Genomic DNA, 21,875 nt, shown 5'->3' with positions numbered 1-21,875 from the left:
CCCTGCCGGGCTCTTGTGCACCATTCAGTGATCCACCGGTGCCAGCACATCGCTGAGTGCTTGTCGCGCCAGCCCCGCTTCGGGTGACTGGTGGGCATAGCGGCCCGAGGCGACAATGCCATTGCCATCCAGCGCCTGTTTGAGCAAACGCTGCAATTTCGCATTGGACGAATCCGCACGGCAAGCCACCAAATCCATGTAGTTCACACCGATGCGGTAAGGCGGCCAGCCATTGGCCAGACCCACCTTCACCAACTCGCGGTAGCAGTGGTGGGCGCGCTCCACCTCAACCGGGTTGGATCGGTCAAACAAAATCGGGATCGTGCCCGACAAGGCACGCGACGAACGCGAAGTCACGGCCAGCAAGGGATCGAACCCATTGGTACCCAGGCAATCGCTCATCACCCTGCGGTAGCGTTTCACATCGCCCGCCGTGAACGGCAGCAACGGCGCGTACCAAAGAATGCCCACGCCATCTTTCGCTGGATGCGCCGCCACGGTCAGCGTCTTGACGCTGGGATCAAGGGCATAGGCAATTTTCAGAAACGCCACGATGGGGTAGCCCTCTACCGTGCCCAGCGTGTTGACCAACGATCCAAAATGTCGCCGCAAAGCTGAAAATCCCCATTTGGGCAAATGGTGCAGGGTTTTTTGCAGCAAACGAATTTGGGCCGGGCTGAAGCTCCAGACTGTGCAGTGTTTCAAACGCCGGCGCACATCGCGCACCGAACCGGCTACGGCATCGCGTGAACCGTACAAGGTGCCCAGGCCGGTCCAGGGAGACACCTTGCGTTCCCTGGCCAGCTGACTGAGATAGGCCACCCGCGCATCGCCCTTGAGCGGACTTGCCAAAGGCGCATCGAGTTGGGTCGAAAGCACCCGCGCATCGTTCATCATGATGATGCCGCCAATGCCCGGGATATCCTCCGTCAAGGCGCTCAGAGCCGCCTGACTGGCTTCCAGCGCCTCGTCGCTCTTCCATTCAAACACCAGGATGCGCGTCGCTTCCGGCACCCTGGCCAGTTGAACCCGCGCTCGCGTCACCACACCGAAACTGCCTTGACGCAACAACCCTGCCCAGGAAGCGCCGATGCCCTGGGTCCATCGCTTGGCCATTTCCGAACAGGCCATTTCCTGGTAGACGTGGCGAAACGGTGTGCCATTGCCCCAGAAACCCTCGAACTCACAAACGGCTTCAAAGTGATCGGCCACCGGCGTGAGCCCATAACCACCATCCAGCGCATTGCCCAGGATGCTGCCGTTGGGACCCACACCGGTTGTCGGGACCAACAAGCGCACACCACTTCGCTCGATCGCAGCATGCAGGTCGGCCTGTGTCACGCCAGGCTCGATCAGTGCAGTGCAGGAATCTGCATCGATCTGTACGCCGCGCAGACGCGACAAATCCAGAATGAAACTGCGGGAATCCACTGGCAGCGAGGTGCCATAACCGAAGTTGCGTCCTCCGCTGATGGGCCACAAGGGGGTTTTGTGCATATTGGCCAATGCCAATATCTCTCGAATGGTGCCAGCGGTATTCACCGCAATTGCCCCTGCCGGCAGACGGCGACATCCCCCGGTGTCCTGCCCATAGGCTGTTGCCGCCTGTTTCCCATCCAACAATTCAATACCAGGCAGGCGCGAAAGCGCCTCAATGAAAGACGTGACCACAGCGAAACTCCCTGAACCAGTTGTTTTGAACCGAGACCTTGGTACGGACAGGCAAACCATGCGACTGTGGCCTGCCCATTCAATCAAAGCCTCACTCAAATTTTAGGTCTTCATGCCCAGTTGAGTTGATATAGGTTCCGGCAATTGAAACAAAAGTTAACAAATTTGCACTGCCGTGAACAAAACCTGTCTTCACTGCCTGACAGGCCCCGGGGGCGTCGGCGACGCGCGCTGAAACAAGCGCCACTGGGCGAGCGCGCCCACACCAGCCAGCAGCAACATGAGCAACGCCAGGGGTTTGGCATCGGTTTGCGGCAGCAGGCCCACCGCGAAACCGCCGAGTGCCCCCATCAGTTGCTGTGTCAGCCCTGCCACCGCCGCCGCAGAACCCGCCAAAGCGGGCACCAGACCCACGGTGCCCGCCAATGCTGGAGGCACCAGCAAACCGTTGCCCAGCCCCAGCAACATCAAAGGACCCGTAAACGCCAGTGGCGACTCAACGCCACTCCAGGCCAGCCCGCCCATCAATGAAATGCCGGTCAAGGTCAACACCTGGCCCCAGAGCATCATGCCGCGGTCGTTTTCTCGATGCGCCAGTCGCGAAGTCAGAAAATTGCCAACGATGTAAGACAGCGGCACCAGCATGATGTAGAAACCGACCCCGTCGGGCCCCACGCCAAAGGTGCCCAATACGCCGGGCGCAGCAGCCAGAAACGCGTAGAAGGTGGCGCTCATCATGGACAACACCACCACGAACAGCAGAAACGAAGGCTCACGGGCAAGCTGCGCATAGGACGACACCATCGCACCAAACCAGTGCGGACGCACCTGTGTGGCCTTGACATGGCTGGGCAATCCACGCCAGGCGGCCACCCACAATCCAGCCGCCACCAGCGCCATCACCACAAAATTCGACTGCCATCCCAGGTGAACGTGCAACTGCCCGCCGATCACAGTGGCCAGAGGCGGACACAAACCCATCACCATGCCCACATAGGCCATCACCCGGGTCCGCTGCGGCCCTTGAAAAAGATCCTGAACCATCGCCCGCCCGACCACCATGCCTGCGGCACATCCGGCCCCCTGCAGCGCCCGCGCCGCTGTCAACATCGGCAGACTGGTGGCCAGCGCCGCCCATACCGACCCCATCACTGCGATGCTCAGACCCACCAGCAACGTAGGCTTGCGACCGATCTGGTCAGACAACGGTCCATAAACCAGCTGAAAGACGCCGTAGCTCACCAGGTAGGCACTGAAGGTGAGCTGCACCGCAGCCGGGCTGCCATTGAGCAAAGCGCCCCACTCCTGCATGGAAGGCAGGTTCATCGTCATGGCCAGCAAGCCAAAGGCAAGTTGGGCCAGCAGGTTGGGTAACAACCAGGGTGAGATGGAAGCGGTTTGAGGTGGCGGCGCGATAGGCATGCCCATGAGGCTAACCGGTATGGCACCCAGTCCCTGTCACGGGGTGGAATTCACCCGCTGTCACCGCGTGCCAGTTGCAATTGCTCAAACGCGCCAGATACGTGGCGCTTGAACGCCCTCGCCCCAACCCGCCGACCGCAGAACACCCCACACCGTTTGCAGGCAACCCATCAGTGGCTCGACCAGCGGCGCTGCTGCGCGCACCACCAACATGTGGTCATTGGGGCAGGTCGCGCCGACCCGAACACCCTCAGGGGGCTCCGCCAGCACGTCACGCACCGAGCCCAGCAACAACTCGCGCCGCGCGCGCGTCAGCGCTGTGCCCGCAGCCAGCAGCATGGTGCCCATGCAGCGCAACCCACCCAGGCCCAATGGCGAGTCAAGCAATCGAAGATCGCCGGCCTCGATCTGAGCCTGTTCCAGCCACAGCCCGGGAATGCTCATATGTTGCTCAAAGTGTCCGAAAACAAAGGGCTGGTTCGCATTGGGCAACCCCAGAGCGGTCACATCCCAGGCCAGCAGCTCAGCACCCTCGGCCAGCGTGGCTTGCCACTGGTTCCTGGCCCGGCAACCTGGATAGGCAATGGCTTCCAGAGGCAGCCATTCGAGCCGGGCCCCTGGCTCAAGCGCGAGATGCACGCGTTGCGTGGCCGGCTCATCATCGCAGGCGTAGAAGCGCGTGGCGCCCGGCGTGCTGATCAGGCCATGCGCGCCCTCCTGTACCCGAACCCGAATGTCCAGCGTATCGCCGCCAACCAGCCCGCCCGGCGGGTGCACGATCACGTTGTGGCAGATCGCATCGCCCTCTGGGTAGAGGCTCTTGAGGATGCGCAACGGGCCGTCGTGTTCGTGGTGCAAGACGGTGCGCGCGCCGTTGAGCCGGTAGTCGAGCGCGAGGTTCGCTTGCCAGGCCATCAGCGCGCGGCCCAGAAATCGCGGTGCGGCGCCAGCATCTCTTCGGTCAGTTCGGGCACCGGGCCGATCACCTCGATCGCCTTTTGCCCGCGCGCCAGCACTTCGCGGCATGGCAGCGACAGCGTCGGGTTCTCTTCGTGGTTGCCCGTCATGGCCAGCAAGTCGGTTTCACTGGCGCCGTAGACCACGCGCCCGATGTTGGCCCAATACAGCGTGCCGGTGCACATCGCGCAGGGCTCGAAGGTGGTCACCAGGGTGCAGCGCGCCAGGTACGCGCCCGGCCAGTTGTCCGCCGCCTGCCGGGCCAGCGTCGACTCGGCGTGGTTCACCGTGTCGATGTTGCCCTGCTCGGCCAACACCGTTTCACCATCCGGCGCCACGAGCAAGGCCCCGAACGGGTGCCGCCCCATGCCGGCCGCGCGCATGGCCACCTCATTGGCCCGCAGCAAATGCTTTTGAATCTGATCAACGTTCATGGAGGAGATTGTGACGAAAGGAAAAGCCGACCGGCGCGGCGGGAGGGCGCTCAGTGCTGGCTGCCTCGATGGGCCCAGCCGGTCGTGTGCTTCTCGATGAAGCTGAACAGCTCGTACATCGCCATGGCCATGGCGCCCACCACCAGCAGGCCGCTGAACGCCAGGCCCATCTGCATGGAGCTGCCGGCGGAAATCAGCAGGTAGCCGATGCCTTCGTTGGACGCGCTCATCTCCGACACCGTGGTGCCCACGAAAGCCAGCGTGATGGCGACCTTGAGCGAGCCGAAGAAGTACGGCATGGAGCGCGGCAGGCCAACCTTGGTCAACACGTCCCAGCGCTTGGCGCCCAGCACCCGCAGCACATCTTCCAGCTCGGGCTCCAGCGTGGCCAGGCCGGTGGCGATGTTGACCATGATGGGAAAAAAACTGATGAGAAATGCCGTCAGCACCGCCGGGCCCACACCGATGCCGAACCAGACCACGAGAATGGGCACGAACGCCGCCTTGGGCAAGGCATTGAAGGCCGTCATCAACGGATAGATCGCCACGTAGGCCAGCCGCGAACTGCCGATCAGAAAGCCCCCCAGCACGCCCACCACGATGGCAATGGCAAAGCCCACCATCGTCACCCAGAAGGTGCGCCAGGCGTGACCCAGAATCACTTCCTTGTATTCCAGCGTCTGTATCCAGATCCGCGAAGGGCTGGGGAAAATGAACTCCGAAACCCCGAAGCCGCTGGTGATCACTTCCCAGATCACGACGATGGCGATCAGCAGCAACAGCGGTGACCAGCGTTCAAGTTGTTTGTTGTTCTTCACGGAGTTTCCAGTACGTAACGAGAAAAGACGGCGAGCGAGGGTGTCAACAAGGAACGCCGTGGAACGGGCTTTGACCGGCCGCAGGGGTTGCCACCTGGGGGAGGCGACCGTCAGGCCGGCGCAGGGGGAGCCCCTCTCTGCGCGCCGATGTGGCCGCGCAGTTCGTGCACGATGTCGGTGAAGCCGGGCGTGTAGGTCACTTCCAGATCCCTGGTCCTCGGGATCTCGATCTCGCGCTGCACCACGAACCGCCCCGGGCTCCTGCTCATGCAGTACACCGTGTCGGCCAGAAACACCGACTCGCGCAAATCGTGGGTGACCAGGATGACGTTGAATTGCTGCGCTTCCCACAAATCGCGCAGGGTGCACCAGAGCTCCTCGCGCGTGAACGCATCGAGCGCGCCGAACGGCTCGTCGAGCAACAGCATCTTGGGCTCATGGATCAGGGCGCGGCAAATGCTCGCGCGCTGCTGCATGCCGCCTGAAAGCTCCCAGGGAAACTTCTTCTCCATGCCCGCCAGCCCGACGCTTTCGAGCAGCTTGCTGGCGCGCTCGGCGAACTCGCGCTTGCGGTCCTTGAACTGGCTGCGAAAGGGCTCCACAATTTCCAGCGGCAGCAAAACGTTGTCCAGCGTCGTGCGCCAGGGCAGCAATGACGGCGCCTGAAACGCCATGCCCGAAATTTTCAACGGGCCGGTCACCGGCTGCCCGTCGATGCGGATCCTGCCCATGCTCGGCATGCGCAGACCCGTGGTCAGCTTCATGAAGGTGGACTTGCCACAACCCGACGGCCCCACGATGGCGATGAACTCGCCCCGCTTGACCTTGAGGTTGATGTCCTCCACCGCGAAGGTGTTTTTGGCCAGCAACTCGTCGTTGTAGGCGAGCCAGACCTGATCAAATTCGACAAAGGGTGTGTCAGTGGCGGGCGCCAAATCTTCTGCCATGGGGGGGTGATCCGGAAGCGGACAGGCCACCACAGCGCCCTGCCCTGAAAACCAACAAAAAGCCAGACTGACCCAACCGGCATTGCTCGCCGGTGGGCGCAGGCCACACGCGTCAACGCGCGGCCCGCTTCAATGCCTGAAAAGGCTCACTTCTTCGCTGGCGGCAAGACGTTCAATGCTGCGGCCGGGGGCAGCATGCTGCCGTCCCAGACGGCGGCGGGGTCGATGCGCGCCTTGGTGTTGTAGGCGTCGGAAACCTGAGAGGCCATCAGCGCCAGGCGCGCCGGCACCACCTGCCCGAAGCCTTCCTTGCGCGCGTCGGGCGTGGCCAGCACGGTGTCCACCGCCAGCTGCAGGCGGCGCGTTTCCAGCGCCACATTCACGATGCCGTCGCGCGCCTTGACGCTCTCGATCGCGACCGCCGGACTGGCCATCACTTCCTTGGCCCCTTTGCTGAAGGCCAGCAGGAAGGCTTTGACGGCCGCCGGGTTCTCCTTGATCAGCTTGGGGCTGGCGATGATGGCGTTGCCGTACAGCTTCACCCCGTAGTCAGCGTAGTTCATCATGACCACGTCGGCCGCCTTGACGCCGCGGGCTTCCAGGTTGAGCAGGGAGGTGAAGCCGAAACCGGTGATGGCATCGATGTCACCGCGCACCAGCATGGTTTCGCGCAGCGGCGGGTCCATCGAGGTCCAGGCCACGCTGGTCACATTGTTGGCTTTCTGAAAAATCGGAAATGCCTTGCGTCCCGCGTCGAACACCGGCGCGCCCAGCTTCTTGCCGTTCAGGTCGGCGGGCTTGGTGATGCCGCTTTTCTTCAACGCCATGACCGCCGCCGGCGTGTTGTTGTAGACCATCATCACCGCCACCGGCTTGTTCGGCGCATCGGGGTTGTTGGCATGGAACTCCATCAGGGCGGCCATGTCGGCAAAACCCATGTCGTAGGAACCGGATGCCACGCGGGTGACCGTGCCGCCCGAGCCGTTGCCCGAATCCACCGTCACGTCCAGCCCCGCCGCCTTGAAGTAGCCCTTGGCCTCGGGGTGCAAAAACAGGGCCGAAGGGCCTTCAAAGCGCCAGTCGAGCTGGAACTTGATCGGGGTTTCGGCATGGGCGACGCTGCCGAGAGCGGCAAAGGACACCAGTGCGGCGAGGGTGGATAGGGCGTGACGCTTGTTCATGAATGGAATGCTCCGTGGGCCAATGGGTTTGCACTGCGGATCCGGGCGAAGGACCCTGTGTGGGTGGATGCTGTTGAGCAATATCGATGCCAGAGCCGCGGTCGCTCCGGGGCCCCAGGCACGCACCAAATTTGTGAACCCCGGCGCCTGGCGCCCACATCGGTGCGTCGAGTCCCGGTAGACCCGGGGCGGCGTCAGATCGCCACCATCTGGCGCACACCTTTGGCCTGCATCTCGCTGCCCGGTCCGCTGGCGATCACCTCGCCACGCTCCATCACCACGTACTGGTCGGCCAGCTCTTCGGCGAAGTCGTAATACTGCTCCACCAGCACAATGGCCATGTTGCCGCGGTCGGCCAGCATGCGGATCACGCGCCCGATGTCCTTGATGATGTTGGGCTGGATGCCCTCGGTGGGCTCGTCCAGGATCAGCAGCTTGGGGCCGGCGGCCAGCGCGCGGGCAATGGCGAGCTGTTGCTGCTGTCCGCCGGAGAGGTCGCCGCCGCGGCGCTGCAGCATCTGCTTGAGCACCGGAAACAGCTCGAACAGTTCGGCGGGAATGGGGGTGCTGCCCTTCTTGTAGGCCAGCCCCATCAGCAGGTTCTCTTCCACGGTCAGGCGACCGAAGATTTCCCGCCCCTGAGGCACATAGCCCACACCTGCGCGCGCCCGCTCGTAGGGGGTGGCCTTGTCGATGGCCTGGCCATCGAGCGCGATGCTGCCGCTCTTGATCGGGACCAGGCCCATGAGGGATTTCAGCAGCGTGGTCTTGCCCACGCCGTTGCGGCCCAGCACCACGGTGACCTGGCCCAGCTCGGCGGTGAGGTTGACGTTGCGCAGGATGTGGCTGCCGCCGTAGTACTGGTTGACTTCTTTGACTTGCAGGAGGCTCATTTTGTCTTCCTTGTTTGCTCTTCGTTCGAGAGGCGTGCCGGATCTCGCCCCGGCTGGCGACTCACTTTCTTTTGCTTCGCCAAAAGAAAGTAAGCAAAGAAAAGGCGAGCCGAAGTCCGGGCCGCTTCGCGGTGCCTTGCGCTGCTCGCGTCTGACGGGGTCGGGCTGAACTCGCTTCGCTCAAACAACGCCCGCCCTGATCCGCCAGCCGCTGCGCTGCTCAGCCCGGCCACACGGCGAAATACTGACCCAACCTCTCCCGGCGCCTTTGGTGCACCTCCCCACAAGGGAGCGGCACAGGCGAAACGAATCAGGCGGTGTTGCGCTGCCCCGGGGGACCGCAGGGCAGCCTTCTCCCGCTCCCGCCTTCCGCCGTCATGCGCTGGCGAGTAGCGCAGGCCCGCGCGGATCAGGGCTGGCGTTGTCTGAGCCGAAGGCGAGTTCAGCCAGACCCCGCGCGGACCGAGCAACGCAGCGTGCCCGCAGCGCAGCGGAGGGACAGCGCATCCGGCTCGCCTTTTCTTTGGGTACTTTCTTTTGGCGAAGCAAAAGAAAGTGCCTCGGCCGCCGGGCCGAGACCCGGCCTGCCCAGCAAGAGCAGGAGCAACGACAAAGGGATCAGCGACCAAGGTAAACCTCAATCACCCGCTCATCGGCTTGAACCTCATCCAACGTGCCCTCAGCCAAAACCGACCCCTCACACAACACCGTCACCTTCTCCGAAATCGTTCGGATAAAGCTCATGTCGTGCTCGACCACCATCAGCGAATGCTTGCCCTTGAGCGTCAGAAACAGTTGCGCCGTGCGCTCGGTTTCTTCATCGGTCATGCCCGCCACCGGCTCGTCGAGCAACAGCAGCTTGGGCTCCTGCATCAGCAACATGCCGATCTCCAGCCATTGCTTTTGCCCGTGGCTGAGCAAGCCTGCCGGGCGCGCCGCGCTGTCGGCCAGGTGGATGGTGAGCAGCACCTCGCTCAAGCGGTCTTTCTCTTCGCCCGTCAGCGCAAACACCATGCTGCGGCGAACGCCCTTGTCGGTCGCCAGCGCCAGCTCCAGATTTTCAAACACGCTCAACTGTTCAAACACCGTGGGCTTCTGGAACTTGCGGCCAATGCCCAGGGCGGCGATTTCGGCTTCCCGGTAGCGCAGCAAATCGATGGTGCTGCCGAAGAACACCTGACCGCTGTCGGGCTTGGTCTTGCCGGTGATGATGTCCATCATCGTGGTCTTGCCCGCGCCGTTGGGGCCAATGATGCAGCGCAGCTCGCCGGGCGCGATGTCCAGGCTCAGGCCGTTGATGGCCTTGAAACCATCGAAGCTCACGTTCACATCCTCCAGGTACAGGATGCGCCCGTGGGTCACATCGACCTCGCCAGGTGTGTGCACGCGGCCATAGCTGGCGTTGCGACCGCCCGATTCGGTCTGACCCGCTGTCGGCGCCAGCCCGTGGGACTCCAGGCGCCGGGCGCCCTCTTCCATCAAATCCGGCGTCATGCTTGCACTCCCTTGCTGCCGCGCAACTTCTTCACCAACCCGACCACCCCCTGGGGCAGGAACAGCGTCACCACAATGAACAAACCGCCGAGGAGATACAGCCAGAACTCGGGAAACGCCACCGTCAGCCAGCTCTTCGCGCCATTGACGATGAAGGCGCCAATGATCGGCCCGATCAGCGTCGCGCGCCCGCCCACTGCGGCCCAGACCGCGATCTCGATGCTCGCCGCGGTGCTCATTTCACCGGGGTTGATGATGCCGACCTGGGGCACATACAAAGCCCCGGCCACGCCACACATCACCGCCGAGATCACCCAGATGGTGAGCTTGTACGGCAGCGGGTTGTAGCCGCAGAACATGACCCGGCTCTCCGCATCGCGCACCGCCTGCAACACCCGGCCAAACTTGCTGTTCACCAGCCAGCGCGCCCAGAGGAAAAAGCCCAGCAGGGTGAGGCCTGTCAACACGAACAGCGTCATGCGCATGCCCTGCGTGGCCAGCGGCATGCCCAGGATGCGTTTGAAATCGGTGAAGCCGTTGTTGCCACCGAAGCCGGTTTCGTTGCGGAAAAAAAGCAGCAAGGCGGCGAAGGTGAGCGCCTGGGTGATGATGGAAAAATACACCCCCTTGATGCGCGAGCGAAAAGCGAAATAGCCGAAGATGAAGGCCACCAGGCCGGGCACCAGCACGATCAGCAGCAGGGTTGCAATGAAGCTGTCCGACAGCGCCCAGTGCCAGGGCAGCTCTTTCCAGTCGAGAAACACCATGAAGTCCGGCAGGTCGCTCTGGTACTGACCATCGCGCCCGATCTGGCGCATCAGGTACATGCCCATCACATAGCCGCCCAGCGCAAAGAACAGGCCGTGACCCAGGCTCAGGATACCGGTGTAGCCCCAGATCAGGTCCATCGCCAGCGCGCAGATGGCGTAGCACATGATCTTGCCCAGCAGGCCCACCATGTAATCGCTCAGGTGAAACGCGCTGCCCTCGGGCACCAGCAAATTGAGCGCCGGCGCCACCGCGCAGACCACCAGCAGCGCCACCAGAATGCCGCCCCAGCCAGAGCGGGTCAGCAAAGGCCCCTTGGGAGGTAAAGATACAGATGTAGAAGTCATAAACAATCTCGACGGAACCGGCGTGTCTGAAACCGAGAACGCCGTGGAACCGGCTTTGCCGGACCACCAGCGTTGCCCCTTGAGGGGCGGAGCGAAGCGACGGGGGTGGTCATGCTTCCCTCCCCTTCATCGCAAAGATGCCCTGGGGCCGCTTCTGGATGAACACGATGATGAAGACCAGCACCGCGATCTTGGCCAGCACGGCGCCCGCCCAGCCCTCGAGGAACTTGTTGAGAATGCCCAGGCCCAGCGCGGCGTACACCGTGCCGGCCAACTGGCCCACGCCGCCGAGCACCACCACCATGAACGAGTCCACGATGTAGCTCTGGCCCAGGTCGGGGCCCACGTTGCCGATCTGGCTCAGCGCGCAGCCGGCGAGGCCAGCGATGCCCGATCCCAGGGCAAAGGCGTAGGTGTCGATGCGCGCGGTGTTCACGCCCATGCAGGAAGCGATCGGCCGGTTCTGCGTCACACCGCGCACGAACAGGCCCAGCCGCGTCTTGCCGATCAACAGGCTCACGCCCACCAGCACCGCCACCGCGAAGCCCACGATGATGATGCGGTTCCACGGCAGGCTGAGGTTGCCCATCATCAGCAGGCTGCCGCTCATCCAGCTCGGGTTCTCCACGCCCACGTTCTGCGCACCAAAGATCGAGCGCACACCCTGCATCAAGACCAGGCTGATGCCCCAGGTCGCCAGCAGCGTCTCCAGCGGGCGGCCATACAGAAAGCGGATCACCGTGCGCTCCATCACCGCGCCCACCAGCGCCGAAGCCAGGAACGCCACCGGCACCGCAGCCAGCAGGTACCAGTCAAACAAGCCCGGCAACGACGTCTTGAAAAACGACTGCACCAGCCAGGTCGCGTAGGCGCCGATCATGATCAATTCGCCGTGGGCCATGTTGATCACACCCATCAGCCCATAGGTGATGGCCAGGCCCAGGGCCGCGAGCAGCAGGATGCTGCCCAGGCTCACGCCGGTGAAGGCTTCGGCCAGCGAGCGCGAGATCGCCAGCGAACGGTCCAGCCCCGCCAACGAGACCTTCAGGGCCGCGTTCACCGCCGGGTCTTGCTCGGTCTCCATGCGCTGCATCAGCAGCGGGCGAACGATGGCCTTGCGCGCCTCGCCCAGTTTTTCGGCCGCCTCCAGCCGCTTGGCCGTGTCGTCGCTGGCCAGCATCACCGCCGCCTGTGCCAGCTCCAGCGTCTGCCGGGCGTCGTCGTCGAGCTTGCCAGCCAATGCCTTTTCGATCACCGGCAATTGCTCGGCATCGGGCTCGTCAAAACTGCCGCGCTGCAAAATCAGCGCCGCCTCGCGCTGGCGGGCCGCATCGCCACCAGCGAGTTCCATGCCCGCGAGCGCAAAGTCGAGCGCGCCGCGCATGCGGTTGTTGAGCATGGGCTCTTCGGCGTATTCGTCAAGCGCGACCGGTTCGCCGGTCACGGCATCCCTGGCCGCATCGCCCTCAACGATGATCACGCGCCCGCCCTGCATGCGCACCGCCTCATCGGCCAGCGCACGAATCAGTTCGGTTGCCTTGTCGTCCGGCTCACCGGCCAGGCGGTTGAGCATGGCAATGCGCTCATCGCTGCCGCCCGCGACCAGCGCCATCGCGTCTTCGGGTGTCAGCGCCTGGGCCGCCGTTGCGGCGAACAAGCTCAGCAACGCACCGACCAGCCATCGCGTCAAATTGAAATAGGGGGTGGGCCGCATGGGTCCCTCTTTCTGAGCACTGCCCAGATGCGGGCAATGCGATGAATGCAGATTCGAACCAAATGAAACGGGGCCTGAGCGCCAGCCTGCGCCAGCGATCAGCCCCCCGCGTCACACCATCACTTCATCATGGGCACGTTTTTCTTGCCCTTGTTCTCGGCGATGTAGTCGCTCCATGGATCGGCGACCACCGGGCCCGGCGTCTTCCAGACCACGTTGAACTGCCCGTCGGCCTTGATCTCGCCGATGAAGACCGGCTTGTGCAGATGGTGGTTTTCCTTGTCCATGGTGGACATGAAGCCGCCCGGCGCCTTGAAGGTCTGGCCGGCCATCGCCGCGATGACCTTGTCGGTGTCGGTGGATTTGGCTTTCTCGACCGCTTGCGCCCACATGTGGATGCCGAGGTAGGTGGCTTCCATCGGGTCGTTGGTCAAAGGCTTGTCCTTGTGGCCGGGAATGCCCTTGGCCTTGGCGTAGTCGCTCCACTGCTTGACGAACGCCGCGTTGGTCGGGTTCTTGATCGACATGAAGTAGTTCCAGGCGGCCAGGTGGCCCACCAGCGGCTTGGTGTCCACACCGCGCAACTCTTCCTCACCGACGGAGAAGGCGACGACTGGCACGTCTTTGGCGCTCAGGCCGGCGTTGCCCAGCTCCTTGTAGAACGGCACGTTGGAGTCGCCGTTGATGGTCGAAACCACGGCCGTCTTCTTGCCTTCAGCCGCGAACTTCTTGATGTTGGCGATGATGGTCTGGTAGTCGGAGTGGCCGAAGGGGGTGTACTCCTCCATGATGTCCGACTCGGGAATGCCCTTGGCCTTCAGAAAAGCGCGCAGGATCTTGTTGGTGGTGCGGGGGTACACATAATCGGTGCCCAGCAACACAAAGCGCTTGGCCGAGCCGCCGTCTTTGCTCATCAGATACTCGACCGCAGGAATGGCCTGCTGGTTGGGCGCCGCGCCCGTGTAGAACACGTTTTTGCTCAGCTCTTCGCCTTCGTACTGCACCGGGTAGAACAACAGCGAGTTCTTCTCTTCAAACACCGGCAACACCGACTTGCGGCTCACCGAGGTCCAGCAACCAAAGGTGGCGGCCACATTGTCGTTGTCGATCAACTGCTTGGCCTTCTCGGCAAACAGCGGCCAGTTGGAGGCCGGGTCCACGATCACCGGCTCCAGCTTCTTGCCCATCACGCCGCCCTTGGCATTGATCTCGTCGATGGTCATCAAGGCCACGTCTTTCAACACGGTCTCGGAAATGGCCATCGTGCCCGACAGCGAGTGCAGGATGCCGACCTTGATCGTGTCAGCGGCGTGGGCCGAGAGGCCGAAAGCGCCTAGGGCGGCGGCCACGGACAGGGCTTTGAGGGTGAAACGACGTTGCATCATGGGGATCTCTCCAGTTTTGAAATACATCCGGTGGAAGGGGAAACTCTGGCCACCGCTGCGCGCTTTCGAAGGCGTTTGCGGGGGACAACTGGATACTAGGGAGAACCCTCAGAGGCGTCTGTACGCCGGGTGGCGTATACGACGGCGCGACGCGGTCGACCGCGCAAGAAAAAGGATCCCGAAGGCGCCTCACCGCTGGCTGCCGGCGCAGCCGGACAGGCGCAGGATCAACAGCCAGCCAGCCAGCCATGCAGGCACCGCTGGCGCCAAATGCCATGGTGCGCCCGCTCAGGGGCAGGTGCACCGGCACCGCCGTGGCCTTGATGAAGGTTTCGGTCTTGGTGCCCGCGAACAGGACGCTAGCCGCCGTGTTGTGGCTGCAGCAGCGGCACCCGGTTGATCGCCATGGCCGCGGCCGCCGTGCGCGTCTCCACCCCCATCTTGGCGTGGATGCGCTCCAGGTGTTTCTTCACCGTGGCCGGACTGGTGCCCAGGATGTCGCCGATGTCGCGGTTGATCTTGCCCTTGACCACCCAGTACAACACCTCCGCTTCACGCGCGGTCAGGCCAAACGCCTGCGCCACCGATTCGAGCACGGCCGCATCCGAGGTTTCCTGCATGACGATGAGCCAGTCGCCGTCGGTGGCCTCTTCGAGCTCCGAACCGTCCTGGTCGCCGACCTGCTGGTGCAGGCGGAAGGTCAGGCGGCGCGGGCCGCTTTCCAGTGTCAGGCGGGGCGGTTCGCGCTGCGCCTGGGCATCGCCGAGGTGGCGGCGCAGCCATTGCAGCACGGCGGGCGGCGTGTAGGGCGCGTTGGTGCCGCAATAGCGCTGCAGAAGGTCGCGCGCCAGCGGCGTTTGCCACATCAGCTTGCCGTCGCTGGCGCGCACCGTGATCGAGGCGTAGCCGAAGGCATCGAGCGCGTTGCGCGCCTGGCTGCGCTCGACCGCGCCGGCCTTCACATGCTGCGCGGTGCGCAGGTGCACGCCCATGCGCGCCATGACTTCGCGCGGCTTGATGGGCTTGGTCACGTAGTCCACGCCGCCGGCCTCCAGCGCCGCCACCAGGTGCTCGGTCTCGGTCAGGCCGGTCATGAAGATGATGGGAATCAGCGTGGTGTCGGGGTCGGCCTTGAGGCGACGCGCGACCTCAAAGCCGTCGATGCCGGGCATGACCGCGTCGAGCAGGATCACATCGGGCAGCGCCTGCTGCGCACGGCGGATGGCGCTCTCGCCGTCCAGCGCCACAAGCACGGTGTAACCCGCCTCATCGAGCGCGTCGTGCAGCGGCGCCACGTTGTCGGGCACATCGTCCACGATCAGCACCACCAGCGCCTGCCCGCCAATGCCGGCGGCTCCGGGATGGGGCTCGGGTGGTGACAGATGGGTGTTCATGGTTGGGGGTTCGCGGGCAGCGCGGCGGGGCACAGCGGCAGCAAGCGCTGCTCGATGGCTTCAAAGCGGAATTCCCGGGCGAGCGTGCGCAGGCCCTGGGCAAAGTCGGTGTGTTCGGGACGCTGGGCCACCCATTGGTCCAGCCATTGCACGATTCCCCGGTAGTAGCCCAGGCGCACAAGATCGAGCAGTGGCAGCAGTTCGCCGGGCGCGATGGCATGGACCAGATCGGGTTGACCGGTCGGTTTGGCCTGCGCCGGGCCAACGGCTTCGGACGCCTGGGGCGGGGGCTCGCTCCAGGTCAGGTCCATCACCTGGCCCAGCCACATCAGCAGGTCATCGCGCCGAACCGGCTTGACGAAAAAATCGGGCGGGCTGTGCACCGGCGCGCCACCCATGTCGGCCACCAGACCCTTGTCGAAGGCGTTGGCCGAGACAATGGCCAGCGGCAAGCTGCCCCAGCCACGCGCGCGCAGACGCCGCAGCGTTTCCCAGCCGTCGATACCGGGCATGGCCAGGTCGAGAAACACCGCATCGGGCGCGGTCTCGTCACCCGGCTTGAGTCCCTCCAGCAGCGCCAGCGCGTCGTGGCCGCTGGTGGCCAGCTGCACCTCGAAGCCCAGCGGCTGCAGCCAGCGCTGCAGCAGCTCGCGGTCGACCTCCTCGTTGTCCACCACCAGCACCCGCCGCCTCGGCCCCTCATAGCCATGAAACGGCGCCACGCTCATGCGCGGTGCCACCGCGCCATGCACCTCGGACAGCAGCAGGCGCACGGTGAACACCGTGCCTTCGCCGGGCGTGCTGCGCACCTTCATTTCGCCGCCCATGAGGTCGGTCAGCATCTTGGCGATGGTCAGGCCCAGGCCGGTGCCGCCCGCGGCCGCGCCCTGCGCCAGCGGCGCCTGCTCGCTCACCCCCTGCGCCCCGCGCGCGAACGGCTCGAACACGCGCTCGATCTCCTCGCGCTCCATGCCCGGCCCGGTGTCGTGCACCTCGAACTGCGCAATCTCGAACGCATGGCTCACCCGCAGGCGCACCTCGCCGGCGCGGGTGAACTTCACCGCGTTGCCCAGCAGGTTGATCAGTATCTGGCGCAGCCGTTTTTCATCGGCGCGCACCACCTGCGGCAACGGGCGGTGTCCGCTGGTGTCAAGCACAAACCGCAGCCCCTTGGCCGCCGCCTGCAGCTCAAACATGCCGGCCACCTCCTGCATGGTCTGGGCAAACGGCATGGGCTTGACATCGAGGGTGAACTTGCCCGATTCGATGCGCGCGATGTCCAGCGTGCCCTCGATCAGGGACAGCAGATGCTCGCCGCCGCGGTGGATCACGCGAATCGCCTGCGCGCGGTGCGGCGCCATGCCGGCGTCTTCCTGCAGCAGTTGCGCGTAGCCCAGGATGCTATTGAGCGGCGTGCGCAGCTCGTGGCTGATGGTGCTGATGTAGCGGGTCTTGGCCTGGTTGGCCTGGTCGGCGGCCTGGCGCGCGCGCTGGAGCTCCTGATCGGTGCGCTGGTGGGAGGCGATCTCCTGCATCAGCAAATGGGTCTGCCGGTTGGACTCCTCCTGCGCCACCTCGCGCGTCTTGTGCGCCAGCACCAGCCACCAGGCCACCGTGCCCGCAATCAGCAGCAGCACCGCGTACACCCGCACAAAACCCGAGCGCAAGGCCGCGTCGAGCAAACCCGCGTCGGCCATGGTCTCCAGCCCGGCGTCCAGCCCCGCAGCCTGCTGCCGGTACAGCAAGGCCAGCACCGCCGCGAGCACCGGCGCCATCACCAGCATCAGCAACAGGTAATGCGCCAGACCCGCCTTCAAAAAAGGCCACACCTTGCGCGGCAACACCCAGCGCAAGGCTGACAGCCATTGCTCGGACAAACGCGCCTGCGGCTTGCACAGGTCGCCGCACCGCGCATCCAGCGTGCAGCACAGCGAACAGATCGCCCCCTGATAGGCCGGGCAATGCGCCATGTCGGGCGCCTCGTATTCGCGCTCGCAGATGACGCAGGTCTGCACGGTGTAGCGCGCAGCACCGTGCTCCGCGCAACCGTTGCAAGGCGGTTCGGCCTGCCCGGGGTTGGGGGCTGCGGCGCCAGTCCCGCGCGGCGGCACGGTTTCCGTATCGGTTCTTGCGATGTAGTAGCGGCCCTTGGTGGCCCAGGCGATCAGGGGCGCAGCCACGAGCGCGGTCACCATCGCGATCACGGCCGAGAACGCCTCGGCCAGTCCGCCCATCAAGCCCAGATGGGCAGCGATCGACAGCGCCGAAGCCAGGCCCATGGCGCCCACGCCCACCGGGTTGATGTCGTACAGGTAGGCGCGCTTGAACTCGATGCCCTTGGGGCTCCAGCCCAGCGGCTTGTTGATCACCAGATCGGCCACCACCGCCATGATCCAGGCGATCGCGATGTTGGAGTACAGCCCCAGCACCTCGCCCAGCGCCTGGAACACGTTCATCTCCATGAGCATGAACGCGATCAGCGTGTTGAACACCACCCAGACCACACGACCCGGGTGGCTGTGCGTCAGGCGGGAAAAGAAGTTGCTCCAGGCCAGCGAGCCGGCGTAGGCATTGGTCACATTGATCTTCAGTTGCGATACCACCACGAACAGCGCCGTGGCCGCGACCGCCCAGCCGTAGTGCGGAAACACATACTCGTAGGCCGCGAGGTACATCTGGTTGGGGTCCACCGCGCGCTCGGGCGGCACCATGTGGCTGATGGCGAGGAAGGCCAGCAAAGCGCCGCCCAGCATCTTCAACACACCCAGCACCACCCAGCCCGGCCCGCCGGCCAGAACGCCCAGCCACCATCTCAGCGGCCGCTTCGGATCACGGGCCGGCATGAAGCGCAGGTAATCGGCCTGCTCGCCCATTTGCGTGATCAGCGCAATGCCGACCGTCAAGGCTGCACCAAAAAGGTTCCAATTAAACCGACTTCCCGCACCAGATTGGCCGCCGTAATGCACCACTTTGGCGAACGCCTCCGGATCGGCCAGCCAGACGGCCACAAACGGCACCACCATCATCACCAGCCAGAGCGGCTGGGTCCAGACCTGAAAACGGCTGATCACCGACACGCCGTGGGTCACCAGCGGGATCACCACCAGCGCGCAGATCAGGTAGCCCCAGGCCGGCGGAATGTCCAGCGCCAGCTCCAGCGCGTAAGCCATCACCGCCGCCTCCAGCGCAAAAAAGATGAAGGTGAACGAGGCATAAATCAGCGAGGTGATGGTCGAACCGATGTAGCCAAAGCCCGCCCCGCGGGTGAGCAAGTCCATGTCCACGCCATAGCGCGCGGCGTACACGCTGATCGGCAAACCGGCCATGAAGATGATCAGCCCGGTGGCCAGAATGGCCCAGAAGGCATTGATGAAGCCGTACTTGACCAGCAGGGTCGCGCCCACCGCCTCCAGGATCAGGAACGACGCGGCGCCAAACGCGGTGTTGGCCACCCGCCATTCGCTCCATTGGCGAAAGCGCTGGGGCGTGAAGCGCAGCGCGTAGTCCTCCATGGTCTCACTGCCGACCCAGCTGTTGTATTCGCGGCGCACCTTGATGATGCGCTGAGGCGCGGCACCCGCGCCCTCGCCCGCCCATTCGGGGCCGGGGTCGGCGCCGGGCGGCAAAGCGGCGGTGGAGGTGTATTCGGAGTTCACGCCCACTTGCCGCAGATTTCATGCCACACCGCTGCTCGGCGCAGGCCCGAAGAAGGCGCCCGGGCAACGGGGCACGGTATTTGCTCCCTTTTCAACCAAAGGGCCCCGCCCCTGCTCCCAACCCAAGCGTACAAAAATGGAACTCACACCCCGCGAAAAAGACAAGCTGCTGATCTTCACCGCCGGCCTGCTCGCCGAGCGGCGCAAGGCGCGCGGCCTCAAGCTCAACTACCCCGAAGCTGTGGCGCTGATCAGCGCGGCCGTCATGGAGGGCGCGCGCGATGGCAAGACCGTTGCCCAGCTCATGAGCGAAGGGCGCACCGTGCTCACCCGCGACGACGTGATGGACGGCATCGCCGAAATGATTCCGGACATCCAGGTCGAAGCCACCTTTCCCGATGGCACCAAGCTGGTGACGGTTCATCAGCCGATACCGTGAGACCCCCTGCGCCGCAGGACTTGATCCACCCCCCGCCGCGCTTCGCGCGCCCCCTCAAGGGGGCGGCGCTGGCGGACTGGCGAAGCCAGATCCGCGGCGCCCTTGAAAAGACACCTCTCGCTGAACACTTGGAGAATTTCTATGAAAAAAATCGCTGCACTTTTTCCTCTGCTGATCGCTCTCCCCGCCTTCGCCCACGATGGCCATGGCCTGTTCGGCAGCCATTGGCATGCCACCGATGTGCTCGGCTTCGTCGCCGCAGGCGGTGCGGTGGCATTGATGTTGTGGTTCTCTGGTCGCGGCAAATGAGGACCGCGTCATGATCCCCGGAGAACTCCTCACCGACGCGGGCGAGCACGCCCTCAACCCCGGCCGCCGCACGCTCACGCTGGTGGTACAAAACGCCGCCGACCGCCCGGTGCAGGTCGGCTCGCACTACCACTTCGCCGAGACCAACGCTGCTTTGAGCTTCGACCGCGAGGCCGCCAAGGGCATGCGGCTCAACATCGCCAGCGGCACCGCCGTGCGCTTCGAGCCGGGCCAGCAACGCACGGTCGAGCTCGTCGACTACGCAGGCGAACGCACCGTCATCGGCTTTCGCGGCCTCTTTCAAGGAAAGGTTTGAACATGGCCAGCATCCCAAGAAGCGCTTATGCCGACATGTTCGGTCCCACCGTTGGCGACCGCGTGCGCCTGGCCGATACCGGCCTGATCGTCGAAGTTGAAAAGGACTACACGCTCCGCGCCGGTGGCTACGGTGAAGAAGTGAAATTCGGTGGCGGCAAGACCATCCGCGACGGCATGGCGCAAAGCCAGCGCACCCGCGCCGAGGGCGCGATGGACACCGTGCTCAGCAATGCGCTCATCATCGACCACTGGGGCATTGTCAAGGCCGACATCGGCCTGAAAGACGGTCGCATTGCGGCCATCGGCAAAGCGGGCAACCCCGACACCATGCCGAGGGTCGACATCGTCATTGGCCCCGGCACCGAAATCATCAGCTGCGAAGGCAACATCGTCACCGCCGGCGGCATCGACAGCCACATCCACTTCATCTGCCCACAACAGGTCGACGAAGCCCTGGCCTCGGGCGTCACCACCATGCTCGGGGGCGGCACGGGCCCGGCCACCGGCACCTTCGCCACCACCTGCACCCCCGGCCCCTGGCACATCGAACGCATGCTGCAAGCGGCCGACGGCCTGTCGATGAATCTGGGCTTTCTGGGCAAGGGCAACGCCAGCCTGCCGGCCGCCTTGCACGAGCAGGTCCATGCCGGCGCCATCGGCCTGAAACTGCACGAAGACTGGGGCACCACGCCCAGCGCGATCAGCAACTGCCTGGATGTGGCCGAAGAAACCGACGTGCAAGTCGCCATCCACAGCGACACGCTCAACGAATCGGGCTTCGTGGAAGACACCATCGCCGCCACCAAAGGCCGCGCCCTTTGCGCCTTCCACACCGAAGGCGCCGGCGGCGGCCATGCGCCCGACATCATCCGCGTGGTCGGCGAGGCCAACTTCATCCCGTCGAGCACCAACCCGACCATGCCCTATACGGTCAACACGCTCGACGAGCATGTGGACATGCTCATGGTCTGCCACCACCTCGATGCATCCATCCCCGAAGACCTGGCATTCGCCGAAAGCCGCATCCGCCGCGAGACGATTGCCGCCGAAGACATCCTGCACGACATGGGCGCCATCAGCATCATGAGCAGCGACAGCCAGGCCATGGGCCGCGTCGGCGAAGTGATCATCCGCACCTGGCAAGCCGCCGACAAAATGAAAAGCCAACGCGGCACGCTGGAACAAGACAGCAGCCGCAACGACAACTTCCGCGTCAAGCGCTACATCGCCAAATACACCATCAACCCGGCCATTGCCCACGGCATCGCCCACACCGTGGGCTCGCTCGAAGTCGGCAAATGGGCCGACATCGTGGTCTGGAAACCCGCCTTCTTCGGCGTCAAGCCCGCGCTGGTTTTGCAAGGCGGCAGCATTTCGCTCGCCGCCATGGGCGACCCCAACGCCTCGATCCCGACCCCGCAGCCGGTGCATTACCGCCCCATGTTCGGCAGCCTGGGCAGCTCGCTGGCGCGCGGCAGCCTGACCTTCGTATCGCAAGCCGCGCAAAGCGCGGGCGTGGCCGAGCGCTACGGACTGCGCAAAGCGACCGTGGCGGTGAAAGACTGCCGCAGCGTGAGCAAGGCCAGCATGGTGCACAACAGCTACCTGCCCAAGATGGAGATCGATCCGCAACGCTACACCGTGCGCGCCGATGGCGTCTTGCTCACCTGCGAACCCGCCACCAAACTCCCTCTGGCCCAGCGCTACTTTCTGTTCTGAAGCCCGCTT

The 21,875-nt window shown here is 64.4% G+C and carries 18 protein-coding genes; 4 read left to right on the top strand and 14 right to left on the bottom strand.

Annotated elements, in window-relative coordinates:
• Window positions 1-24: 24 nt before the first annotated feature.
• The 14 genes from LPB072_RS05845 to LPB072_RS05780 form a co-directional block, all read right to left on the bottom strand.
• On the bottom strand, window positions 25-1,671 hold the full coding sequence (locus tag LPB072_RS05845) for an FAD-binding oxidoreductase (RefSeq protein ID WP_066088728.1): 1,647 nt from the start codon (window positions 1,669-1,671) through the stop codon (window positions 25-27).
• A gap of 192 nt (window positions 1,672-1,863) precedes the next feature.
• Window positions 1,864-3,099: a multidrug effflux MFS transporter gene (locus LPB072_RS05840; RefSeq protein ID WP_066088725.1), complete on the bottom strand. Its 1,236-nt coding sequence runs from the start codon at window positions 3,097-3,099 to the stop codon at window positions 1,864-1,866.
• 78 nt (window positions 3,100-3,177) lie between these two features.
• A complete protein-coding gene (locus LPB072_RS05835; RefSeq protein ID WP_066088722.1) occupies window positions 3,178-4,008 on the bottom strand; it encodes an urease accessory protein UreD in 831 nt (276 codons plus the stop codon).
• Window positions 4,008-4,484 (bottom strand): nucleoside deaminase, encoded by a 477-nt coding sequence (locus tag LPB072_RS05830; RefSeq protein ID WP_066088719.1) that lies wholly within the window; start codon window positions 4,482-4,484, stop codon window positions 4,008-4,010. The genes LPB072_RS05835 and LPB072_RS05830 overlap by 1 nt, the downstream gene beginning before the upstream one ends.
• Window positions 4,485-4,534: 50 nt before the next feature.
• Window positions 4,535-5,302, bottom strand: a complete 768-nt coding sequence (locus LPB072_RS05825; RefSeq protein WP_066088716.1) for an ABC transporter permease — start codon at window positions 5,300-5,302, stop codon at window positions 4,535-4,537.
• A 110-nt stretch (window positions 5,303-5,412) separates the two neighbouring features.
• On the bottom strand, window positions 5,413-6,249 hold the full coding sequence (locus LPB072_RS05820; RefSeq protein ID WP_066088842.1) for an ABC transporter ATP-binding protein: 837 nt from the start codon (window positions 6,247-6,249) through the stop codon (window positions 5,413-5,415).
• Window positions 6,250-6,395: 146 nt separating this feature from the next.
• Window positions 6,396-7,430 carry an ABC transporter substrate-binding protein gene (locus LPB072_RS05815; RefSeq protein ID WP_066088713.1) on the bottom strand — a complete coding sequence of 345 codons (1,035 nt, stop codon included), beginning with the start codon at window positions 7,428-7,430 and terminating at the stop codon, window positions 6,396-6,398.
• A gap of 194 nt (window positions 7,431-7,624) precedes the next feature.
• On the bottom strand, window positions 7,625-8,323 hold the full coding sequence (urtE, locus tag LPB072_RS05810) for an urea ABC transporter ATP-binding subunit UrtE (protein ID WP_066088709.1): 699 nt from the start codon (window positions 8,321-8,323) through the stop codon (window positions 7,625-7,627).
• Between the two features lie 618 nt (window positions 8,324-8,941).
• Window positions 8,942-9,817: an urea ABC transporter ATP-binding protein UrtD gene (urtD, locus tag LPB072_RS05805; protein ID WP_066088705.1), complete on the bottom strand. Its 876-nt coding sequence runs from the start codon at window positions 9,815-9,817 to the stop codon at window positions 8,942-8,944.
• On the bottom strand, window positions 9,814-10,932 hold the full coding sequence (gene urtC, locus LPB072_RS05800) for an urea ABC transporter permease subunit UrtC (RefSeq protein ID WP_066088701.1): 1,119 nt from the start codon (window positions 10,930-10,932) through the stop codon (window positions 9,814-9,816). The genes urtD and urtC overlap by 4 nt, the downstream gene beginning before the upstream one ends.
• Before the next feature lie 109 nt (window positions 10,933-11,041).
• Window positions 11,042-12,646, bottom strand: a complete 1,605-nt coding sequence (gene urtB / locus LPB072_RS05795) for an urea ABC transporter permease subunit UrtB (RefSeq protein ID WP_066088697.1) — start codon at window positions 12,644-12,646, stop codon at window positions 11,042-11,044.
• A 119-nt stretch (window positions 12,647-12,765) separates the two neighbouring features.
• Window positions 12,766-14,028 (bottom strand): urea ABC transporter substrate-binding protein, encoded by a 1,263-nt coding sequence (urtA, locus tag LPB072_RS05790; RefSeq protein WP_066088839.1) that lies wholly within the window; start codon window positions 14,026-14,028, stop codon window positions 12,766-12,768.
• Between the two features lie 362 nt (window positions 14,029-14,390).
• Window positions 14,391-15,425 carry a response regulator transcription factor gene (locus LPB072_RS05785; protein ID WP_066088836.1) on the bottom strand — a complete coding sequence of 345 codons (1,035 nt, stop codon included), beginning with the start codon at window positions 15,423-15,425 and terminating at the stop codon, window positions 14,391-14,393.
• Window positions 15,422-18,937 (bottom strand): hybrid sensor histidine kinase/response regulator, encoded by a 3,516-nt coding sequence (locus LPB072_RS05780; protein WP_082876844.1) that lies wholly within the window; start codon window positions 18,935-18,937, stop codon window positions 15,422-15,424. Before LPB072_RS05780 ends, LPB072_RS05785 begins: the two co-directional genes overlap by 4 nt.
• 280 nt (window positions 18,938-19,217) lie before the next feature.
• Here LPB072_RS05780 and ureA point away from each other — a divergent pair, with 280 nt between their 5' ends.
• The 4 genes from ureA to ureC all read left to right on the top strand — a co-directional run bounded on the left by ureA (window position 19,218) and on the right by ureC (window position 21,866).
• Complete coding sequence (gene ureA, locus LPB072_RS05775; RefSeq protein ID WP_066088695.1) at window positions 19,218-19,520, top strand: urease subunit gamma; 303 nt, start codon at window positions 19,218-19,220, stop codon at window positions 19,518-19,520.
• Window positions 19,521-19,661: 141 nt separating this feature from the next.
• Window positions 19,662-19,829, top strand: coding sequence for a hypothetical protein (locus tag LPB072_RS23360; RefSeq protein ID WP_157559238.1), 168 nt, complete (start codon window positions 19,662-19,664; stop codon window positions 19,827-19,829).
• 10 nt (window positions 19,830-19,839) lie between these two features.
• Complete coding sequence (locus tag LPB072_RS05770; protein ID WP_066088693.1) at window positions 19,840-20,145, top strand: urease subunit beta; 306 nt, start codon at window positions 19,840-19,842, stop codon at window positions 20,143-20,145.
• Between the two features lie 2 nt (window positions 20,146-20,147).
• The gene (ureC, locus tag LPB072_RS05765) at window positions 20,148-21,866 is read left to right on the top strand and encodes an urease subunit alpha (RefSeq protein ID WP_066088691.1); all 1,719 of its coding nucleotides are present in this window, start codon (window positions 20,148-20,150) and stop codon (window positions 21,864-21,866) included.
• Window positions 21,867-21,875 lie beyond the last annotated feature (9 nt).

The organism is Hydrogenophaga crassostreae (assembly GCF_001761385.1).
In the GTDB taxonomy this organism is placed as follows: Bacteria; Pseudomonadota; Gammaproteobacteria; order Burkholderiales; family Burkholderiaceae_C; genus Hydrogenophaga; species Hydrogenophaga crassostreae.
Note: the sequence above shows the minus strand (reverse complement) of the source record. Positions and strands in the feature narration are given on the sequence as shown.